The organism is Synechococcus sp. NOUM97013 (assembly GCF_014279815.1).
Taxonomy (GTDB): domain Bacteria; phylum Cyanobacteriota; class Cyanobacteriia; order PCC-6307; family Cyanobiaceae; genus Synechococcus_C.
The window spans coordinates 1,408,843-1,425,528 of the sequence record NZ_CP047941.1; the positions used below are offsets into that span (position 1 = coordinate 1,408,843).

Sequence of the window (16,686 nt, forward strand, 5' to 3'; positions counted from 1 at the left end):
CTTATTAAGAACTTTTACGCAACCGCATTCGGCAAAGATCCTCAAAGGCAGGACGCAGCAAGAACGGATACTCGCCGACCCAAAGTCTCAGCTCGGGCAACCAGGCATCACTCAATGCCCCGACGCGGGAAAAGTCTTTGCGTTCGCTGAGCACCAGACAACGAATCAGCACTCCGGCTCGAATGGCGGAATGGGTTTTGGCCATTGGAAAACTGACGCGACCCAGATATCCGTCTTCATCCGCCAGCTCAAGGATCATCCAGGTCCTCCGGTTCTCCACCAGCTCCAACCGGCCGTTGGCGTCTGCCTGCTCACGCTGATTCTCAACGCGCTCACGGGTGTAGGCATCGACCACCTCCCCTTCAAACAACGCAGCTGAGGGGTAACGCCGCAAGGTGGCATTGCGCCGACCCGCCTCAAGAATGGGCCCCCAGAGGATGTACAGCAGAAGCACCACACCCGCCACCAGCCATACCGATCCCCAACGGTTAAAAGACAGGCTCTGACTGATCAACAGGGTGATCACGCCGCCGATGCCTGAAATCAGAAGTCGCTGCAGAATCTTGCGGGGATCTCCGAGCATGGCCTGGAACTGCGTTCCAGTGGCCACAGCCGGAATCAGCCTCTGCAGTTCACCGGGCCTTAGAGGAATGAGCATGACGACTCAGAGCAGGCGTTCGAGGCCGTAGACAAGTGCCGAAAGCTGGCGGACCTTGCGCACGCAAAGCAGAACCCCTGGCATATAAGCGGATCGGTCAATCGTGTCGTGGCGAAGGGTGTAGGTCTCACCAGGGGCACCGAACATCACTTCCTGATGGGCCACAAGACCAGGAAGACGAAGGGAGTGAAGCCGGAGACCGCTGGGGCGCTGACCACCACGACTGCCTTCGAGGGACTCGTGCTCTTCCACTTCCGCAGCATTGAAGGTTTTCCCCAGTTCCTCCATCAGCTCTGCTGTCTTGATGCAGGTGCCACTGGGGGCATCCGCCTTGCGGTTGTGGTGAAGTTCCGTCAGTTCCGCATGGTCATAGAAACGCGCCGCTGCGGCCGCTGCCTGCTGAAGCAGCACCATGCCCACCGAAAAGTTTGGAATCACAGCTCCACCCACCGAAGCCTTCTCGGAAAACGTCTGCAGATCCTGCAGCTGCTCAGGCGAAAGTCCGGTGGTACCGATCACGGGATGCACCCCATAGGCGATTGCAGCCCTGGTGTTGCCGTAAACAACCGATGGATGTGTGAAATCCACCATCACCGCCCCCTGCCCAGGGCCCGCATCCCGCACAGCCTGGCTCGTAGCACAAAGACAACCTTCAAGGTCGGCGGTGACAGCGACCTCAAGTTCCCCCAGTCCAAGCAACTCGCCGACATCGGCTCCTTCCTTGCCCGGTGTCGTATCAACCGCCCCTACCAGGTGACAGTCGGGAGATGCCTGCACGGCGCGAATCACCTCAGCTCCCATGCGCCCCAGGGCTCCAGTCACCAGCACTGGGATCGAAGGATTGGAGGAAGCGCTCATGCGGGAGATGGATCTCGGTTGAGCCTATGGGGCTGCCGGGTTGTAACACCGAGGTTGTGGAACAACGCAGTGATGGCCTGTCGGCCGTAAGGTTCTTCACATAGCTAAAAGTGCGCCGATGTTCACACAGGTCCGCTCCGCCGAACGCCGCGTTGCTCCTGTGGAGGGTCAAAACCACAAATCCGTGATGAAAGCGGTGTACGTGGTTCTTGAGCCCCAGTACCAGAACGCACTCACCCAGGCGGCAACGGCACTCAATGCTGCCAACGGAGATCTTGGCATCGATCTCTGCGGCTACCTGATTGAGGAGCTGCGGGACGAAACCAATTACGAAAACTTCAAGCGCGACGTATCCGAAGCGGATGTGTTCGTTGCTTCCTTGATCTTCATCGAGGATCTGGCGCAAAAGGTGGTGGATGCCGTCGCTCCCCATCGCGATCGCCTGAAGGCTGCAGTGGTCTTCCCCTCGATGCCGGAGGTGATGCGCCTGAACAAGCTGGGCAGCTTCTCGATGGCTCAGCTGGGTCAGAGCAAGAGCGCCATCGCAGGCTTCATGAAGAAGCGAAAGGAAGCCGGTGGTGCCGGTTTCCAGGACGCGATGCTCAAGCTCTTGAACACGCTCCCAACCGTTCTCAAGTACCTGCCGGTTGAGAAGGCCCAGGACGCCAGAAGCTTCATGCTCAGCTTCCAATACTGGCTTGGCGGCACCCCGGACAACCTCCGCAACTTCCTGCTGATGTTGGCGGATAAATACGTGTTCCCTGCGGCCGAAGGTGAGGATCGGCCCGAGATGCAGGTGGCTGACCCCGAGGTGTTCCCCGACCTTGGCATCTGGCACCCCCTCGCACCAACCATGTTCGAGGACCTGAAGGAGTACCTCAACTGGACCGCAAGCCGCACCGATCTCTCCGAAGAAGCCCGCAAAGGACCGGTGATCGGCCTGGTGCTGCAGCGCAGCCACATCGTCACTGGTGACGATGCCCACTACGTCGCCACCATCCAGGAGCTGGAATTCCGCGGCGCCCGGGTGATTCCGGTTTTCTGTGGTGGCCTGGACTTTTCTAAGCCAGTCAACACTTTCTTCTACGACCCGTTGAATCCGGAACAGCCACTGGTGGACGGCACCGTCTCCCTCACCGGTTTTGCGCTGGTCGGTGGCCCCGCTCGTCAGGATCACCCCAAGGCGATCGAGTCGCTCAAGAAGCTAAACCGGCCCTACATGGTGGCTCTTCCCCTGGTGTTCCAAACCACCCAGGAATGGGAAGACAGTGACCTGGGACTGCACCCTGTTCAGGTGGCACTCCAGATCGCGATTCCCGAACTGGATGGCGCCATCGAACCAATCGTGCTCTCCGGTCGCGACGACGCCACCGGTAAAGCCCACACGCTTCAGGATCGCGTCGACGCCATTGCGGAGCGAGCTATTCGCTGGTCATCCCTGCGGATCAAGCCGCGCGTCGAGAAGAAACTGGCAATCACAGTGTTCAGTTTCCCTCCCGACAAGGGCAACGTCGGCACAGCGGCCTACCTCGATGTGTTCGGCTCCATCCACCGCGTGATGGAGGAAATGAAGGCCCAGGGCTACGACGTGCAGGATCTGCCGCCCAACCCACGCGCCCTGCTGGAAGCGGTGATTAACGATGCCGACGCCATGGAGGGTTCACCAGAGCTGTCGATCGCCCACCGCATGAGCGTTGAGGAATACGAACGCCTCACGCCCTATTCCGAACGACTCGAGGAGAACTGGGGCAAGCCACCTGGCAACCTCAACAGCGACGGCCAGAACCTGCTCGTTTTCGGTCGCCACTTCGGCAACGTTTTTGTTGGCGTTCAGCCCACCTTCGGCTACGAGGGTGATCCCATGCGCTTGCTCTATTCCCGTAGTGCCAGCCCCCACCACGGCTTCGCGGCTTATTACACCTATCTCCAGAAAATCTGGAAAGCGGATGCGGTGCTGCACTTCGGCACCCACGGCTCTCTTGAGTTCATGCCTGGCAAGCAGATGGGCATGAGCGAAACCTGTTACCCCGACTCCCTCATCGGAGCCCTGCCGAACCTCTATTACTACGCAGCCAACAACCCTTCAGAAGCGACGATCGCCAAGCGACGCGGCTACGCCTCCACGATCAGCTACCTCACCCCTCCCGCAGAAAATGCTGGTCTTTACAAAGGTCTGAAGGAGTTGGGAGAGCTGGTGGGCTCCTATCAGCAGCTGCGTGAAGGTGGCCGCGGTGTGCAGATCGTCAACACCATCATCGAAACGGCACGTCAGTGCAATCTCGATAAAGACGTCGACCTGCCTGACGACGATTCCTCGACCCTTGATCTCGAAGGACGTGATGCTCTGGTCGGTGCGGTGTATCGCCAGCTGATGGAGATCGAAAGCCGGCTGCTCCCCTGTGGTCTGCACACCATCGGCAAGCCTCCAACAGCGGAGGAAGCGATCGCAACGCTGGTCAACATCGCTGCGCTCGAGCGCGAAGAGGACGAATTGCGCTCCCTTCCCGGCCTGCTCGCCGAGGCCATGGGCCGCACCATCGAAGACATCTACAAAGGCAACGACGAAGGCGTTCTCGCCGATGTGGAGCTCAACCGCACTATCACGGAGACATCCAGGGCAGCCATCGGCGCGATGGTTCGCAGCCTCACTGGCAGCGACGGTCGCGTGAGCATGCGCAACAGCTTCGGTTGGTTCTACGACCTGCTGGCCAAGTTCGGCTTCAAACTTCCCTCCCCCTGGCTGCGTGCCTGCTGCAGCGCAGGCTTTGTTCAGATCGATTCCACCGAGCTCGACAAGCTGTTCGCTTATCTGCGTTTCTGCCTCGAACAGGTGTGTGCCGATATGGAAATGGAGAGTCTGCTCAAGGCTCTTGATGGCGAGTACATCCTTCCTGGCCCAGGTGGCGATCCGATCCGCAACCCCGGGGTGCTGCCCAGTGGCAAGAACATCCACGCTCTCGACCCCCAAGCCATTCCCACCCGTGCTGCAGTGGCCGCAGCCAAAGGTGTTGTCGACAAATTGATCGAACGTCAGCGTGAAGAGCAGGGCACCTGGCCTGAAACCATCGCCTGCGTGCTTTGGGGAACCGACAACATCAAGACCTACGGCGAATCGCTAGCTCAGATCCTCTGGTTTGTGGGTGTCAAACCGATGCCGGACTCCGTTGGTCGCGTCAACAAGCTTGAGCTGATTCCCCTTGAAGAACTCGGACGCCCCCGCATTGATGTGGTGGTGAATTGTTCTGGTGTGTTCCGCGATCTGTTCATCAATCAGATGGCCCTGATCGATCAGGCCGTGAAGATGGCCGCAGAAGCGGACGAACCTCTTGATCAGAACTTTGTGCGCAAGCATGCGCTCGAACAGGCTGAAAAAGAGGGAACTTCGCTGCGTGACGCGGCCTGCCGTGTCTTCTCTAATGCCAGCGGCAGCTACAGCTCCAACGTGAACCTCGCGGTGGAGAACAGCACCTGGGAAGAGGAAGGTGAATTGCAGGAGATGTATCTCTCCCGCAAAACCTTCGCGTTCAACGCCGACAATCCCGGTGAAATGAACCAGAAGCGGGAGGTCTTCGAGAATGTGATGAAGACTGCCGATGTGACCTTCCAGAACCTCGACTCCGCGGAGATCTCCCTCACGGACGTCAGCCACTACTTCGACTCCGACCCCACCAAGCTGATTGCTGGCCTCCGGGACGACGGCAAGGCACCCACCAGCTACATCGCGGACACCACCACCGCCAACGCGCAGGTTCGCTCGCTCAGTGAAACGATCCGCCTGGATTCACGCACCAAGCTGCTGAATCCCAAGTGGTACGAAGGCATGCTCGACTCCGGTTACGAAGGCGTGCGTGAAGTGGCCAAGCGCCTCAACTTCACCCTCGGTTGGAGTGCCACCAGCGGCGCCGTCGACAACTTCGTCTACGAAGAAGCCAACGAAACCTTCATCAATGACCCAGAGATGCGCAAGCGTTTACTGGAGCTGAACCCCAACAGCTTCCGCCAGATCGTTGGCACGCTGCTCGAAGTGCACGGTCGCGGCTACTGGGAGACGTCCGATGAAAACATCGAACAGCTCCAAGAGCTCTACCAAGAGGTTGAGGACCGGATTGAAGGTGTCACGACAGCCTGATGTAGGTCGACCGCAAAACAGTGATCTCAGGCCGGTGAGCAATCACCGGCCTTTTTGATGTCCATCAGATTGAGGCCTGAGCCAATTCAGATCAGAGAGGACGCGCACAGCGCTGATCACAGAGCTGATCCAGGGTCTGACGCCCTGTGATTCTGAGCCGGAAGCGGGCCCACACCCCATAGGCAGCATTCAGCACTTCACCCAACACAGGCCAGGTCGTGGGTGCATAAATCCAACCGAGGCCGATCAAGCGGTAGGCCTCACGGAACACCGCGACATCGGTGAGCACGGTGCCATCGGCCTGGATGGCATGGATCCTGGCCATAGCCTGCCGATAGGTGATCCCTGACCAGTGCTCAGGACGGTAATCCTGTGCGTCAACATCCACGAAACGGATGGATCCCTGACGATCACGGCGGGTCAAAAACGTCACTTCACGGACGCAGAGAGGGCAACCTCCGTCGTAGAGGAGCGTGAGCTCCGGGCTCGTGCTCATGCAAGAAGTTCAGCAACGGCAACAGTTCTAGCCAGTTCGCTCATGCGGTCCGCTGTACCGCCGCTGCCATCCTGACCACCTGGCTGATCGGCCCGACATCGTGAACGCGCAACACCTGCACACCGGCAGCGACAGCCCTGGCACAGACGGCAGCGGTTCCCCAGATCCTGGCCCGAGCCCGTGGCTCATCGAGTACTGCACCGATGAAGCGTTTGCGAGACGGACCGAGCAGAAGAGGAATGTCATCCCGTTGCAGCTCCTCCAATCGGCACAAGAGTTCCAGGTTCTGCGCATTGGTCTTGGCGAACCCAAGACCTGGATCCCAGATCAGTTGCTCCCGCCGCAGACCGGCAGCCAGGGCACGATCCCTGCTTTGGCGGAGCTCATTGAGCACACCTGTCACAACTCCCTGAGCGCCGTAGTCCGTGCACGCATCCATCGTGCTGCTGTCACCCCTGCTGTGCATCAACACATAGGGGCAACCGGCCTCCGCCACCAGAGGATGCATTGCGGGGTCCCGCCGGCCACCGCTGACATCATTGATCCAGTCAGCTCCAGCTTCCAGAGCAGCTTCCGCCACCGGTGCCAGAAAGGTGTCGACGGAAATGATCAGCTGGGGATGGGCTGATCGAATCGCACTGAGAGAGGGAAGCAAGCGCCTGATCTCCTCTTCAGCACCCACCTCCTCTGCTCCCGGTCGTGTGCTCTGAGCCCCGAGATCCAACACATCCGCCCCAGCAGACACCTGCTTGGAGACCTCTTTGAGGGCCAGATCAAGCCGGTTGAAGCGGCCACCGTCACTGAAGGAATCAGGGGTGAGGTTGACCACCCCCATCACAGCCGGACGTTCACCCCAGCAAGCCGGACGTCGCATCCGGCTTAGGCGGCTTGGTAGTTCGCGATGCGAGCGAAGCTTTCCGGGTCCAGCGACGCGCCACCCACCAGCACGCCATCAATGTCACTCATGCCCATGAGCTCATCGATATTGCCGGGCTTCACGGAGCCGCCGTACTGGATCACGAGGTCCGGAGCTCCCACCCAGCTGCGGATCAAGCCGCAGATTCGATTGGCCTCAGCAGACTCACAGGTCTTGCCTGTACCGATGGCCCAGATGGGTTCGTAGGCCACCACCAGACGGCTGGGATCAAGACCTTCCAGTCCCTGCTCCACCTGACGACGGATCACACGCTCGGCCTCACCACGGCTGCGCTGTTCATCACTCTCACCCACGCAAACGATCGGAATCAGTCCGTTGGCCTGGGCAGAACGCGCCCGGTGATTGATCTGTTCGTCGCTTTCGCTGAAGTATTTGCGCGGTTCGCTGTGACCGACGATCGCGTAACGGACCCCGTGCTCCTCGAGCATCGCTGGAGAAATCTCGGCGGTGAAGGCCCCCTGAGCTTCCCAGTGAACGTTCTGACTGGAAATCTGCACGCGCGAACCTGAACTCGCTTCCGCCATGGTGCTGATGGCCGTAAAGGGAGGGGCCACCACCACATGGCGATCGTCAGGGGTCTCGGCGATCAGTGGAAGGAACGTGCTCAACCAGTCCCGGGTCTGGGCACAGGTCATGTGCATCTTCCAGTTTCCAGCGATCACCGGTTTGCGCACTCTTGCGTCCTCTGCAGTTCAGCAGCAGCCAACTTACGTTCCAGCGCGGGAAATCTGACTCAGATGTCGGTGACGATGGCCTGATCGGTGCCCATCGACACATGATCGCCCACATGAAGCTGGCGACCGCGCTGGGTGATGACGCAGTCATTCACCGCCACTTCACCTGCTTGGATGCGCATCTTGGCCTCACCACCCGTACCGACCCAGCCTTTCCATTTCAGGAACTGATCAAGGCGCATCGGGAGAAAAACGAGAAAGACCATTGATAGTGTGACGCGATGCTGAAACCGTCCGAAGCAGGATTCCGCAGGCTTCTGCCCCTGCTCCGTCCCCACCTCCGTCAACTGGTGGTCGGGCTGATCTGCATGCTCGTGTACGTCAGCAGCTTCCTGCTGCTGCTCAATCTCGCCGGTGACCTGTTCCCAGCACTCGGTTCCCGGGATCTCGGACGCGTGCTCAGCCTGATCGGACAGGGTGTGCTGATCTTTGCCGTTCAGAAACTGGCTCAGTTCGGCCAGGACTCACTGCTGGCCGGACCTGCACTGCAGGTGAGCAAAACCCTGCGCAGTGACCTGTTCAGCAAGCTCCAGACCGTGGAACTGGGGGCGTTGGAAAAACTGTCTGCAGGCGATCTCACCTACCGCCTGACCGAGGATGCGGACCGGGTGAGCGAAGTGCTCTACAAGTCGGTGCACGACACCCTGCCCAGCGTGCTGCAGCTGTTCGCGGTGCTGGGTTACATGCTCTGGCTCGACTGGAAGCTCACGGCATCGATCCTGTTGCTCGCACCCCTGATCATCTGGCTGATCAGCATGTTCGGCGCACGGGTGATGACCGCCACCGAACGCAGTCAAAAGAAGGTGAGTGAACTGGCTGGCCTTCTGGGCGAAGCCATTGAAGGACTCCCACTGGTGCGCGCCTTTGCTGCCGAGCCATGGCTGCAAGGCCGCTTCGAAGAGGAGATCGACGAGCACAGGAAAGCGCGGCACCGCACCTACAGCCTGGTGGCCCTGCAGCACCCTGTTGTGGGCATGATCGAGGTGATAGGCCTCTTCTCCGTCCTGGGTCTCGCCGCCTGGAGAATTCAGAGCAACGACCTGAGCATTGCCGGACTGAGCAGCTATCTCACCGGGCTAGTGGTGCTGATTGATCCGATCGCCCACGTCACCAACAACTTCAACGAGTTTCAGCAAGGCCAAGCGTCGTTGCGTCGTCTGCGCCAGATCGAACGCCAACCGCAGGAAGCAGCCGACCCGAACCCTGCTATTCCGATCGGACGCCCAGCCGGTCACCTCAACCTGCGGGACGTCAACTTTGCCTATGGCAACGGTGAACCGGTGCTGCGCGAGATCAACCTGACCATTCAGGCGGGTCAAGTGGTGGCCTTGGTCGGCCCCTCGGGTGCCGGCAAGAGCACCCTGTTCTCATTGCTGCTGCGCTTCAACACAGCGCAATCGGGTGAGATTGAACTCGATGGCGCCAACCTGTCGCAAGTGAGAGCACGGGAACTGCGCAAGCAGGTGGCGCTTGTGCCTCAGCGCACCACCGTATTTTCAGGCAGCATCGCGGACGCGATTCTGTTTGGCCGTGAGGCCAGCCATCAGCAGCTGATCGAAGCCGCCCATCTAGCCAATGCCCATGACTTCATCATGGCGTTACCCGATGGCTACGACACCCAGCTGGAGGAACGCGGTACCAACGTATCCGGCGGCCAGCTGCAACGGATTGCCATCGCAAGGGCTGTGCTGGGCAACCCTGCTGTTCTGCTGCTTGATGAAGCCACCAGTGCCCTGGATGCCGAAGCCGAGGCGGCCGTTCAACTTGGGCTGCGCCAGGCAATGCAAGGACGCACGGTGCTGGTGATCGCCCATCGCCTGGCGACGGTGCAGGAGGCCGACCAGATTGTTGTTCTGGATCGGGGCCGCATCAGTGAACAGGGAACCCACGATCAGTTGATGGCGAGCAATGGTCGCTATCGCGATCTGTGTGAACGTCAGATGATTCGCGATGGACGCAGCTAGGTTGCGCTGGAATCAGGCACTTTCAGCCGCTTTCCATGACTGCCACTCCCAGCGAAAACCCTGTGCTCACCTTCGAGGGCAAGCGCTACGACCTCAATGCCCTGCCTGACGAGCTGAAAGAGCTGGTGCGCGGCATGCAGGTTGCCGACGCTCAGTTGAGAATGCATGAAGACACGCTGAAGGTGTTGGCGGTTGGACGCCAGTCCCTGGCGATGCAGCTGAATGAACGGCTCAAGAACGTGACTCCCCTGCCCGATAACGGCTGATCTTCATTGGATCGACAACGACACGCGTGTGTTGTCCAAAAAAAAGCCTCCGCAGACGCGGGGGCTTTTTCGTGAATCGCGGTTTTTCAGTCAGCAGTTTTTCAGTCTGCGGTTTCTCGATGAGCTGTTTCTCAATCAGCGGTTTCAACGGAACGGTTGAAATAGTTGCGGCTGAGCTGGAACACCGTTCCGGACAGCAGCAACAACGCAATCAGGTTGGGAATCGCCATCAGGCCATTGAGCGTGTCGGCAACACCCCAGACCACACCACGGTCGCCCACAAGGCAACCCACCACGACCACCACAACCCACACCATGCGGAACGGCAGGATGGCACGCACTCCGAACAGGTATTCGGTGCAGCGCTCGCCATAGAAACTCCAGCCGAGAACTGTGGTGAACGCAAAGATCAGCAGTCCCAAGGTCACCACCAGACCGGATCCGTTCATGGCCTGGTTGAAGGCGGCGATGGACAGGTCGGAACCGGAAAGGACGCCATCCATGGCACCACTCACCAGGATCACCAAAGCGGTGAGGGTGCAGATGATCATGGTGTCGATGAACGTGCCCAGCATGGCCACGGTGCCTTGACGTACAGGGTCATTGGTTCGTGCTGCCGCATGGGCGATAGGAGCACTGCCCAGACCGGCTTCATTGGAGAAGACCCCCCGTTTGAAGCCCATCAGGATCACCTGAGTCAGGGTGCCAGTGGCTGCTGCTTTCCCCGTGAAGGCATTGGCAAAGATGCTGCCGAAGGCTTCCGGCAAGGCGCTGATGTTGGTCAACAGGATGATCACGCAGGCCAACACATAGGCAATGGCCATGATTGGCACGATCGCGGAGGCGACCTCGGAAATCCGACGCACACCACCAATGATCACGGCAAACACCAGAACGCCGAGAACAACAGCCGTGTAGACGCGGGGAATGCCCAGGGTCAGCAGAGCACTCGACACCTCAAAACACTGCACGCCATTGCCGATCCCAAACCCGGCGAGCATCCCGAAGAGCGCAAAGAGGCCAGCGAGCCACATCCAGCGGGGACCGAGGCCATTGCGGATGTAGTACATCGGACCGCCGACGTGGTTGCCCAGTTCATCCACCTCGCGGTAATGAACAGCGAGCACCGCCTCGGCGTATTTGGTCGCGATTCCAAAGAAGGCGATCAACCACATCCAGAACACGGCACCGGGTCCACCGATGGCAATCGCCGAGGCCACCCCGGCGATATTGCCGGTGCCCACCGTTGCCGCCAAGGACGTCATCAAGGCCTGGAAAGGGGTGATATCGCCCTCACCCGCCTGATCAGGTTTGGACAACATCATGCGAACGCCGTAGGGCAGACGCAGGATCGGCATGAATCCCAGGCCGACCATCAGCAGGATGCCGGTGAAGGAGATCAACGCAATCGTGGGCCAGCCCCAGGCGAAGGCGTTGATCGGATCATTGATCGACGAGATCAGACGATCCAGCCCCGAAGGAGCTTGCGCAAAAACAACCATCACAGCGCTTCCAAATCGGTGAACTGGAACACCTGAACGCTGTCGTTGCCATCGGCATCTTTGGTCTGAATGGCACGACGCTCGAGCACCCAGCGCCCCTGATCACCCAGGGCGACGAAGGTGTCTTCAAAGGAACTGGCAGGTCCTTTGGCTTCACCCGTGGTGGGATCCGAGTACTGACTGGTGTAGTTGCGGCTTAAATAACCGGCACCGGTATCGGTGGTGCTGCCGGTGTGAATCGTCACCACCGTGCCGTGAATATGACGGTGGACCATGGTGACCACGTCATCCTTGATGCGATAGCGGTCGCCTTCTCCTTTGCCGCCGATCAGCACTTCAAGGCCTTCGTCGGTGGTGTCGCCGGCAGTGAAGGTGTTGTCGCCATGCACCTGTTCAAAGGGACGACGCACACGGTGAATAGCCACTTCCCATAGCTGTGAGGCAACGGCTTTTTCCACCTCGGCATCGTCAATGCCTTCCACACTGGCTTTCAGATCAGCCCCCACCTGGAATCGGCCTTCCACGGTGCGCTCTCCCTGCTGCCAGATGCAACGCCCCTGGTAGCCACCAAACCCGGGGTCCCAGGTGTAGCGGTTTTCATAGGCAGCACGGAATGCATCGCGGCAGTCGCTGCCGGCGGCAATGGTTGGAAGGCTGGAGACGGTCACGGGAAGTCACGCAAGCTCCCGCGACCTTACCGGGCCTGCACCTGACCATGAACATCCTGCAAAGCATGGATTCCAAATGCCTGGGACTGAAGCGCCTCGATTGCCTGCACGGCAGAGCGTGCTCCCGCCAGCGTGGTGAGGGTGGGCACGGAGTAATCCAGCGCAGCGCGTCGAAGATAACGATCGTCATGGGCGGCCTGACGGCCGATGGGCGTGTTAATCACCAACTGCACATCGCCGGAACGGATCTGATCCTCGATGTTCGGACGTCCTTCATGCACCTTCAATACCGGCTCGACGGCGAGACCGGCCTCTTTCAATGTGGAAGCGGTTCCTGACGTGGCCGTCAGCGAGAAACCCAGATCAAGCAGTTGCTTCGCCACGGGAACCAGAGCGGGCTTGTCACGGTTGTGGGTGGACAGGAAGACCGTTCCCTGAGTGGGGAGTGCATCACCAGCGGCCTGCTCGGCCTTGGCGTAAGCCATGCCGAACTGAGGCGCCCATCCCATCACCTCACCGGTGGAACGCATTTCAGGACCGAGCAACGAATCGGCACCCGGGAAACGGCGGAAGGGAAGCACGGCCTCCTTCACGGCCTGCAGTGGAGGCCGTGGCTCATCCGTGATGCCCACATCAGCCAACGTTTCACCAGCCATCAGACGGGTCGCGACCCGCGCCAACGGCACACCCGTGGCTTTGGCCACGAAGGGAACCGTGCGTGACGCACGGGGATTCGCTTCGATGATGAACACCCGTTCTTCTCCAGTTTCGGTGCGCTGAACCGCGAACTGAAGATTGATCAGGCCCTGAACCTGCAGTCGCAGAGCCAGGTCTCGAGCCCAGGAGCGAATGGTGGCGAGAGCCTCATCACCCAGCGAGATGGACGGCAGACAGCAAGCGGAGTCTCCGGAATGGATTCCCGCTGGTTCGATGTGCTCCATCAAGCCGCCGATCACCACCACTCCATCGCGATCGCAGAGTGCATCCACATCCACCTCGATGGCGTTCTGCAGGTACTGGTCAATCAGCACAGGGTGATCGGGTTCCACTTGCACGGCTTCACGCATGTAGCGATGGAGTTCCGATTCGTCGTACACCACTTCCATGGCACGACCGCCGAGCACATAGGACGGCCGCACGACAACGGGATAGCCGACGGATTCGGCCACAGCGAGGGCTTCCTCTTCGCTGCGGGCCAGGCCGTTGCGGGGCTGACGAATCTCCAGTTCGCGCAGGATCGCTTCGAACTGTTCCCGATCTTCCGCACGATCGATCGATTCCGGTGATGTTCCCCAGATGCGCGTTCCTGTGGCCTGCCCCTCCGCAGATTGCAGCCAACGCAGCAGCGGCATGGCCAGCTTGAGCGGCGTCTGGCCACCGAACTGAACGATCACACCATCGGGACGTTCAGCCTCAATCACATTCAGCACATCCTCAAACGTGAGGGGCTCGAAATACAGCCGGTCGCTGCTGTCGTAATCCGTGGACACGGTCTCCGGATTGCTGTTGACCATCACGGTGGCGAAACCGAGGTCTTGTGCCGAGAAGGAGGCATGACAGCAGCAATAGTCGAATTCAATGCCCTGTCCGATTCGATTCGGACCACCGCCGAGAATCATCAACTTGCGCCTTGATTCCTGCGACACCTCGGTGGCCGTCGGCAGAGACACCAAGGCACCGGATGCATCAAGGCGTGCCACCGGACGCTCGTAGGTGGAGTAGTGGTAAGGCGTCGTCGATGCGAATTCAGCCGCACAGGTGTCGACGGTTTTGAAGACGGGCCGGACGTCCAGCGATTGGCGTGCCGCGCGTACCGCAAGTTCATCAGCCTTTGTGAACCAGGCGATCTGACGATCGGAGTAGCCCAGCTGTTTGAGACGCAGGAAGTCATCGCCACTGAGGTCCGACAGTGCACGCCCCTTGAGCAGCTCAGCCTCTGCCTCAATCAGCAGCCGCAGCTTCGCCAAGAACCAGGGATCAATCCGGCTGAGCGCGTGGATCTGCTCATCCGTGCGTCCAGCGACCATCGCCGCACGCACGGTGATGATGCGATCCGGCGAAGGCGTCCGCAACGAACGCTCCAGTTCGGCATCCGAGAAGACAGGCTCATCACGGTCACCACCCCATCCGTACAGGCCCGTTTCCAGGGAACGAAGCGCTTTCTGAAACGACTCCTCAAAACATCGGCCGATGGCCATCGCTTCACCGACCGACTTCATCGCCGTTGTGAGCACCGCAGGAGATCCGCGGAATTTCTCAAAAGCGAAACGGGGAATCTTGGTGACGACGTAGTCGATCGTGGGCTCGAAACATGCCGGAGTTTTGCCGGTGATGTCGTTAAGGATTTCGTCGAGGGTGTACCCCACCGCCAGACGGGCGGCGATTTTGGCAATGGGGAAACCGGTCGCCTTGCTGGCCAGGGCCGACGAGCGACTCACTCGGGGGTTCATCTCAATGACCACCACCTCACCATCAGCAGGGTTGATGGCGAACTGAATGTTGCTGCCGCCGGTGGCCACACCGATCTCGCGAATGATGGCGATCGACTGATCTCTCAGGCGCTGGTACTCACGGTCGGTGAGGGTCTGGGCCGGCGCCACCGTGATCGAATCGCCGGTGTGAACCCCCATGGGATCCAGGTTTTCAATGCTGCAGACAATCACCACGTTGTCTGCCAGATCACGCATCACCTCCAGCTCGAATTCCTTCCACCCCAGCAGGGACTTTTCAATCAGGATCTGGGAGACAGGGCTGGCATCGAGACCGCTTTTGCAGATGGCGGCGTACTCCTCAGGGTTGTAAGCGATGCCACCGCCGCTACCACCCAGCGTGAACGCCGGTCGAATGATGCGCGGAAAGGCACCGATCGCAGCGCCCACCGCTTCGGCTTCCTCCATAGACGAAGCGATTCCTGAGGGACAGACCCTCACACCAATACGCTCCATGGCCTGCTTGAACAGCAGGCGATCCTCGGCTTTGCGGATGGCCTGAAGATCCGCTCCGATCAGCTCGACTCCGAAACGCTCAAGGGTGCCGTTCTCGGCCAGAGCGACCGCCAGATTCAGTGCCGTCTGACCACCCATCGTCGGCAGGAGAGCATCGGGGCGCTCCGTCTCGATCACCCGAGCCACCACTTCGGGAGTGAGAGGCTCCACATAGGTGCGATCCGCCATGTCCGGGTCGGTAATGATCGACGCCGGATTGGAATTCACCAGGACCACTTCGTAGCCCTCGGCGCGCAGCGCTTTGCAAGCCTGCGTCCCCGAGTAATCGAACTCGCAGGCCTGTCCGATCACGATCGGCCCCGAACCCAGCAGAAGGATGCGACGAAGATCGTTCCGCCGGGGCATGAGCTTCTTTGCGGCCAAACATTTTCAGTCTCCCACGCAGCCTCCGCAACAGAAAGAACCGCTTGCACAGCGCGTGCCGGTCAGTCGCTAGCGTTGAGGGTCAGGAGCTTGATGACAACCATGAGCGAACTCCAGCGCCTGAAAGGGTTGCTGCCACCCGAAATGCAGAGCTGGGTGTTCGTCGAGGCGGCCGCAGCTGTGGATCCTTCGCTGATCACACTGGAGGAGATCGGGCGGGATGAGGTGGAGATCCAGGTGGATCTCGACTCTTGGGACAGCCTTGCACTGGACCATCGCAACCTTCTCTTCTGGCACGAGGTGGGTCGGATTCAGAACGACACCATTCCTCGGGATGGCTGGGAGATGGCCGCTCTGGCGATCGGCCTCGGCGGAGCAATCGGTGAACTCTGGGTTCAAGACGGCCTGTTGCTGATGATGGCTTTGGGGCTCTCAGGCTTCGCTGGCTACCGCCTTTACTTAAAAAACAATTCGGAGAAGCGTCTGCGTGATGCCATCGCAGCCGACGAACGCGCCATCGACCTGGCTTGCCGGTTCGGATACAGCGTCCCCAATGCCTACAAGAGCCTCGGAGGCGCTCTGAAAGACCTAGTTGAGAAAACGCGCAAGAAGAAAAAGCGTGGTTTCTACGAGGATCGTCTCGAGGCGTTGCGCAAGAGTGCTGGGAAGGCCCGGGCTGAAATGGCTCAGCAGCAGGGTTCCCGACAGTCCGTCACCAGCGAAAACGTTTATGGATAGTGAGCAGCTTGCGGAGCTCGCAGCCGATGCCTGCGATGACCGCAAGGCCGTCGACATTCAGCTCATCCGCGTTGATGAAGTGTCAAGCCTGGCCGACTGGATGGTGATTGCCGGCGGGCAGAGTGATGTGCAGGTGAAGGCCATTGCCCGATCTGTCGAAGACCGCATCGAGCAGGCATTGCATCGCCTCCCCCTGCGCAAAGAGGGCCTCAACGAAGGTCGTTGGGCGTTGCTCGACTACGGCGAACTGATCGTTCACGTGCTGATGCCCGAGGAACGTCGGTTCTATGACCTTGAAGCGTTCTGGAGTCACGGCGAACGGCGTCCCTACCTAGCCTCGAGCACAACTGACGCTTGAGCGTGAACCC

14 protein-coding genes are annotated in these 16,686 nt (G+C 59.8%); 5 read left to right on the plus strand and 9 right to left on the minus strand.

Annotated elements, in window-relative coordinates; translation table 11 throughout:
* Positions 1-4: 4 nt before the first annotated feature.
* A complete protein-coding gene (locus SynNOUM97013_RS07510) occupies positions 5-658 on the minus strand; it encodes a hypothetical protein (protein WP_186479183.1) in 654 nt (217 codons plus the stop codon).
* A 6-nt stretch (positions 659-664) separates the two neighbouring features.
* The gene (gene dapB, locus SynNOUM97013_RS07515; protein WP_186479184.1) at positions 665-1,516 is read right to left on the minus strand and encodes a 4-hydroxy-tetrahydrodipicolinate reductase; all 852 of its coding nucleotides are present in this window, start codon (positions 1,514-1,516) and stop codon (positions 665-667) included.
* A gap of 118 nt (positions 1,517-1,634) precedes the next feature.
* Between dapB and SynNOUM97013_RS07520 the strand changes: the two genes are divergently transcribed.
* Positions 1,635-5,645, plus strand: coding sequence for a magnesium chelatase subunit H (locus SynNOUM97013_RS07520; RefSeq protein WP_186479185.1), 4,011 nt, complete (start codon positions 1,635-1,637; stop codon positions 5,643-5,645).
* A 91-nt stretch (positions 5,646-5,736) separates the two neighbouring features.
* Here SynNOUM97013_RS07520 and SynNOUM97013_RS07525 read toward each other — a convergent pair whose 3' ends face one another.
* Genes SynNOUM97013_RS07525 through SynNOUM97013_RS07540 form a run of 4 tightly spaced genes read right to left on the minus strand, consistent with a single transcriptional unit; the run spans position 5,737 to position 7,994 of the window.
* The gene (locus SynNOUM97013_RS07525; protein WP_186479186.1) at positions 5,737-6,141 is read right to left on the minus strand and encodes a thiol-disulfide oxidoreductase DCC family protein; all 405 of its coding nucleotides are present in this window, start codon (positions 6,139-6,141) and stop codon (positions 5,737-5,739) included.
* A 40-nt stretch (positions 6,142-6,181) separates the two neighbouring features.
* Complete coding sequence (gene folP, locus SynNOUM97013_RS07530; protein WP_186479187.1) at positions 6,182-7,015, minus strand: dihydropteroate synthase; 834 nt, start codon at positions 7,013-7,015, stop codon at positions 6,182-6,184.
* A 5-nt stretch (positions 7,016-7,020) separates the two neighbouring features.
* On the minus strand, positions 7,021-7,752 hold the full coding sequence (tpiA, locus tag SynNOUM97013_RS07535) for a triose-phosphate isomerase (RefSeq protein WP_186479188.1): 732 nt from the start codon (positions 7,750-7,752) through the stop codon (positions 7,021-7,023).
* Positions 7,753-7,811: 59 nt separating this feature from the next.
* A complete protein-coding gene (locus SynNOUM97013_RS07540; protein ID WP_186481511.1) occupies positions 7,812-7,994 on the minus strand; it encodes an RNA-binding S4 domain-containing protein in 183 nt (60 codons plus the stop codon).
* Positions 7,995-8,033: 39 nt separating this feature from the next.
* Between SynNOUM97013_RS07540 and SynNOUM97013_RS07545 the strand changes: the two genes are divergently transcribed.
* On the plus strand, positions 8,034-9,776 hold the full coding sequence (locus SynNOUM97013_RS07545; RefSeq protein WP_186479189.1) for an ABC transporter ATP-binding protein: 1,743 nt from the start codon (positions 8,034-8,036) through the stop codon (positions 9,774-9,776).
* Positions 9,777-9,811: 35 nt separating this feature from the next.
* A complete protein-coding gene (locus SynNOUM97013_RS07550) occupies positions 9,812-10,042 on the plus strand; it encodes a DUF6447 family protein (RefSeq protein ID WP_186479190.1) in 231 nt (76 codons plus the stop codon).
* A 131-nt stretch (positions 10,043-10,173) separates the two neighbouring features.
* On the opposite strand, the gene SynNOUM97013_RS07555 is transcribed toward SynNOUM97013_RS07550, so the two are convergent.
* The 3 genes from SynNOUM97013_RS07555 to carB are packed head-to-tail and all read right to left on the minus strand — an operon-like array spanning position 10,174 to position 15,562.
* Entirely contained in the window at positions 10,174-11,544 is a 1,371-nt protein-coding gene (locus SynNOUM97013_RS07555; RefSeq protein WP_186479191.1) for a sodium:alanine symporter family protein, read from the minus strand.
* A complete protein-coding gene (locus tag SynNOUM97013_RS07560) occupies positions 11,544-12,212 on the minus strand; it encodes a DUF3386 domain-containing protein (protein WP_186479192.1) in 669 nt (222 codons plus the stop codon). Before SynNOUM97013_RS07560 ends, SynNOUM97013_RS07555 begins: the two co-directional genes overlap by 1 nt.
* Before the next feature lie 26 nt (positions 12,213-12,238).
* Positions 12,239-15,562: a carbamoyl-phosphate synthase large subunit gene (gene carB, locus SynNOUM97013_RS07565; protein WP_186479193.1), complete on the minus strand. Its 3,324-nt coding sequence runs from the start codon at positions 15,560-15,562 to the stop codon at positions 12,239-12,241.
* 120 nt (positions 15,563-15,682) lie between these two features.
* Here carB and SynNOUM97013_RS07570 point away from each other — a divergent pair, with 120 nt between their 5' ends.
* Both SynNOUM97013_RS07570 and rsfS read left to right on the plus strand, forming a co-directional pair.
* Positions 15,683-16,318, plus strand: coding sequence for a DUF3318 domain-containing protein (locus tag SynNOUM97013_RS07570; RefSeq protein ID WP_186479194.1), 636 nt, complete (start codon positions 15,683-15,685; stop codon positions 16,316-16,318).
* Complete coding sequence (gene rsfS, locus SynNOUM97013_RS07575; RefSeq protein ID WP_186479195.1) at positions 16,311-16,676, plus strand: ribosome silencing factor; 366 nt, start codon at positions 16,311-16,313, stop codon at positions 16,674-16,676. Before SynNOUM97013_RS07570 ends, rsfS begins: the two co-directional genes overlap by 8 nt.
* The last annotated feature ends 10 nt before the right edge of the window (positions 16,677-16,686 follow it).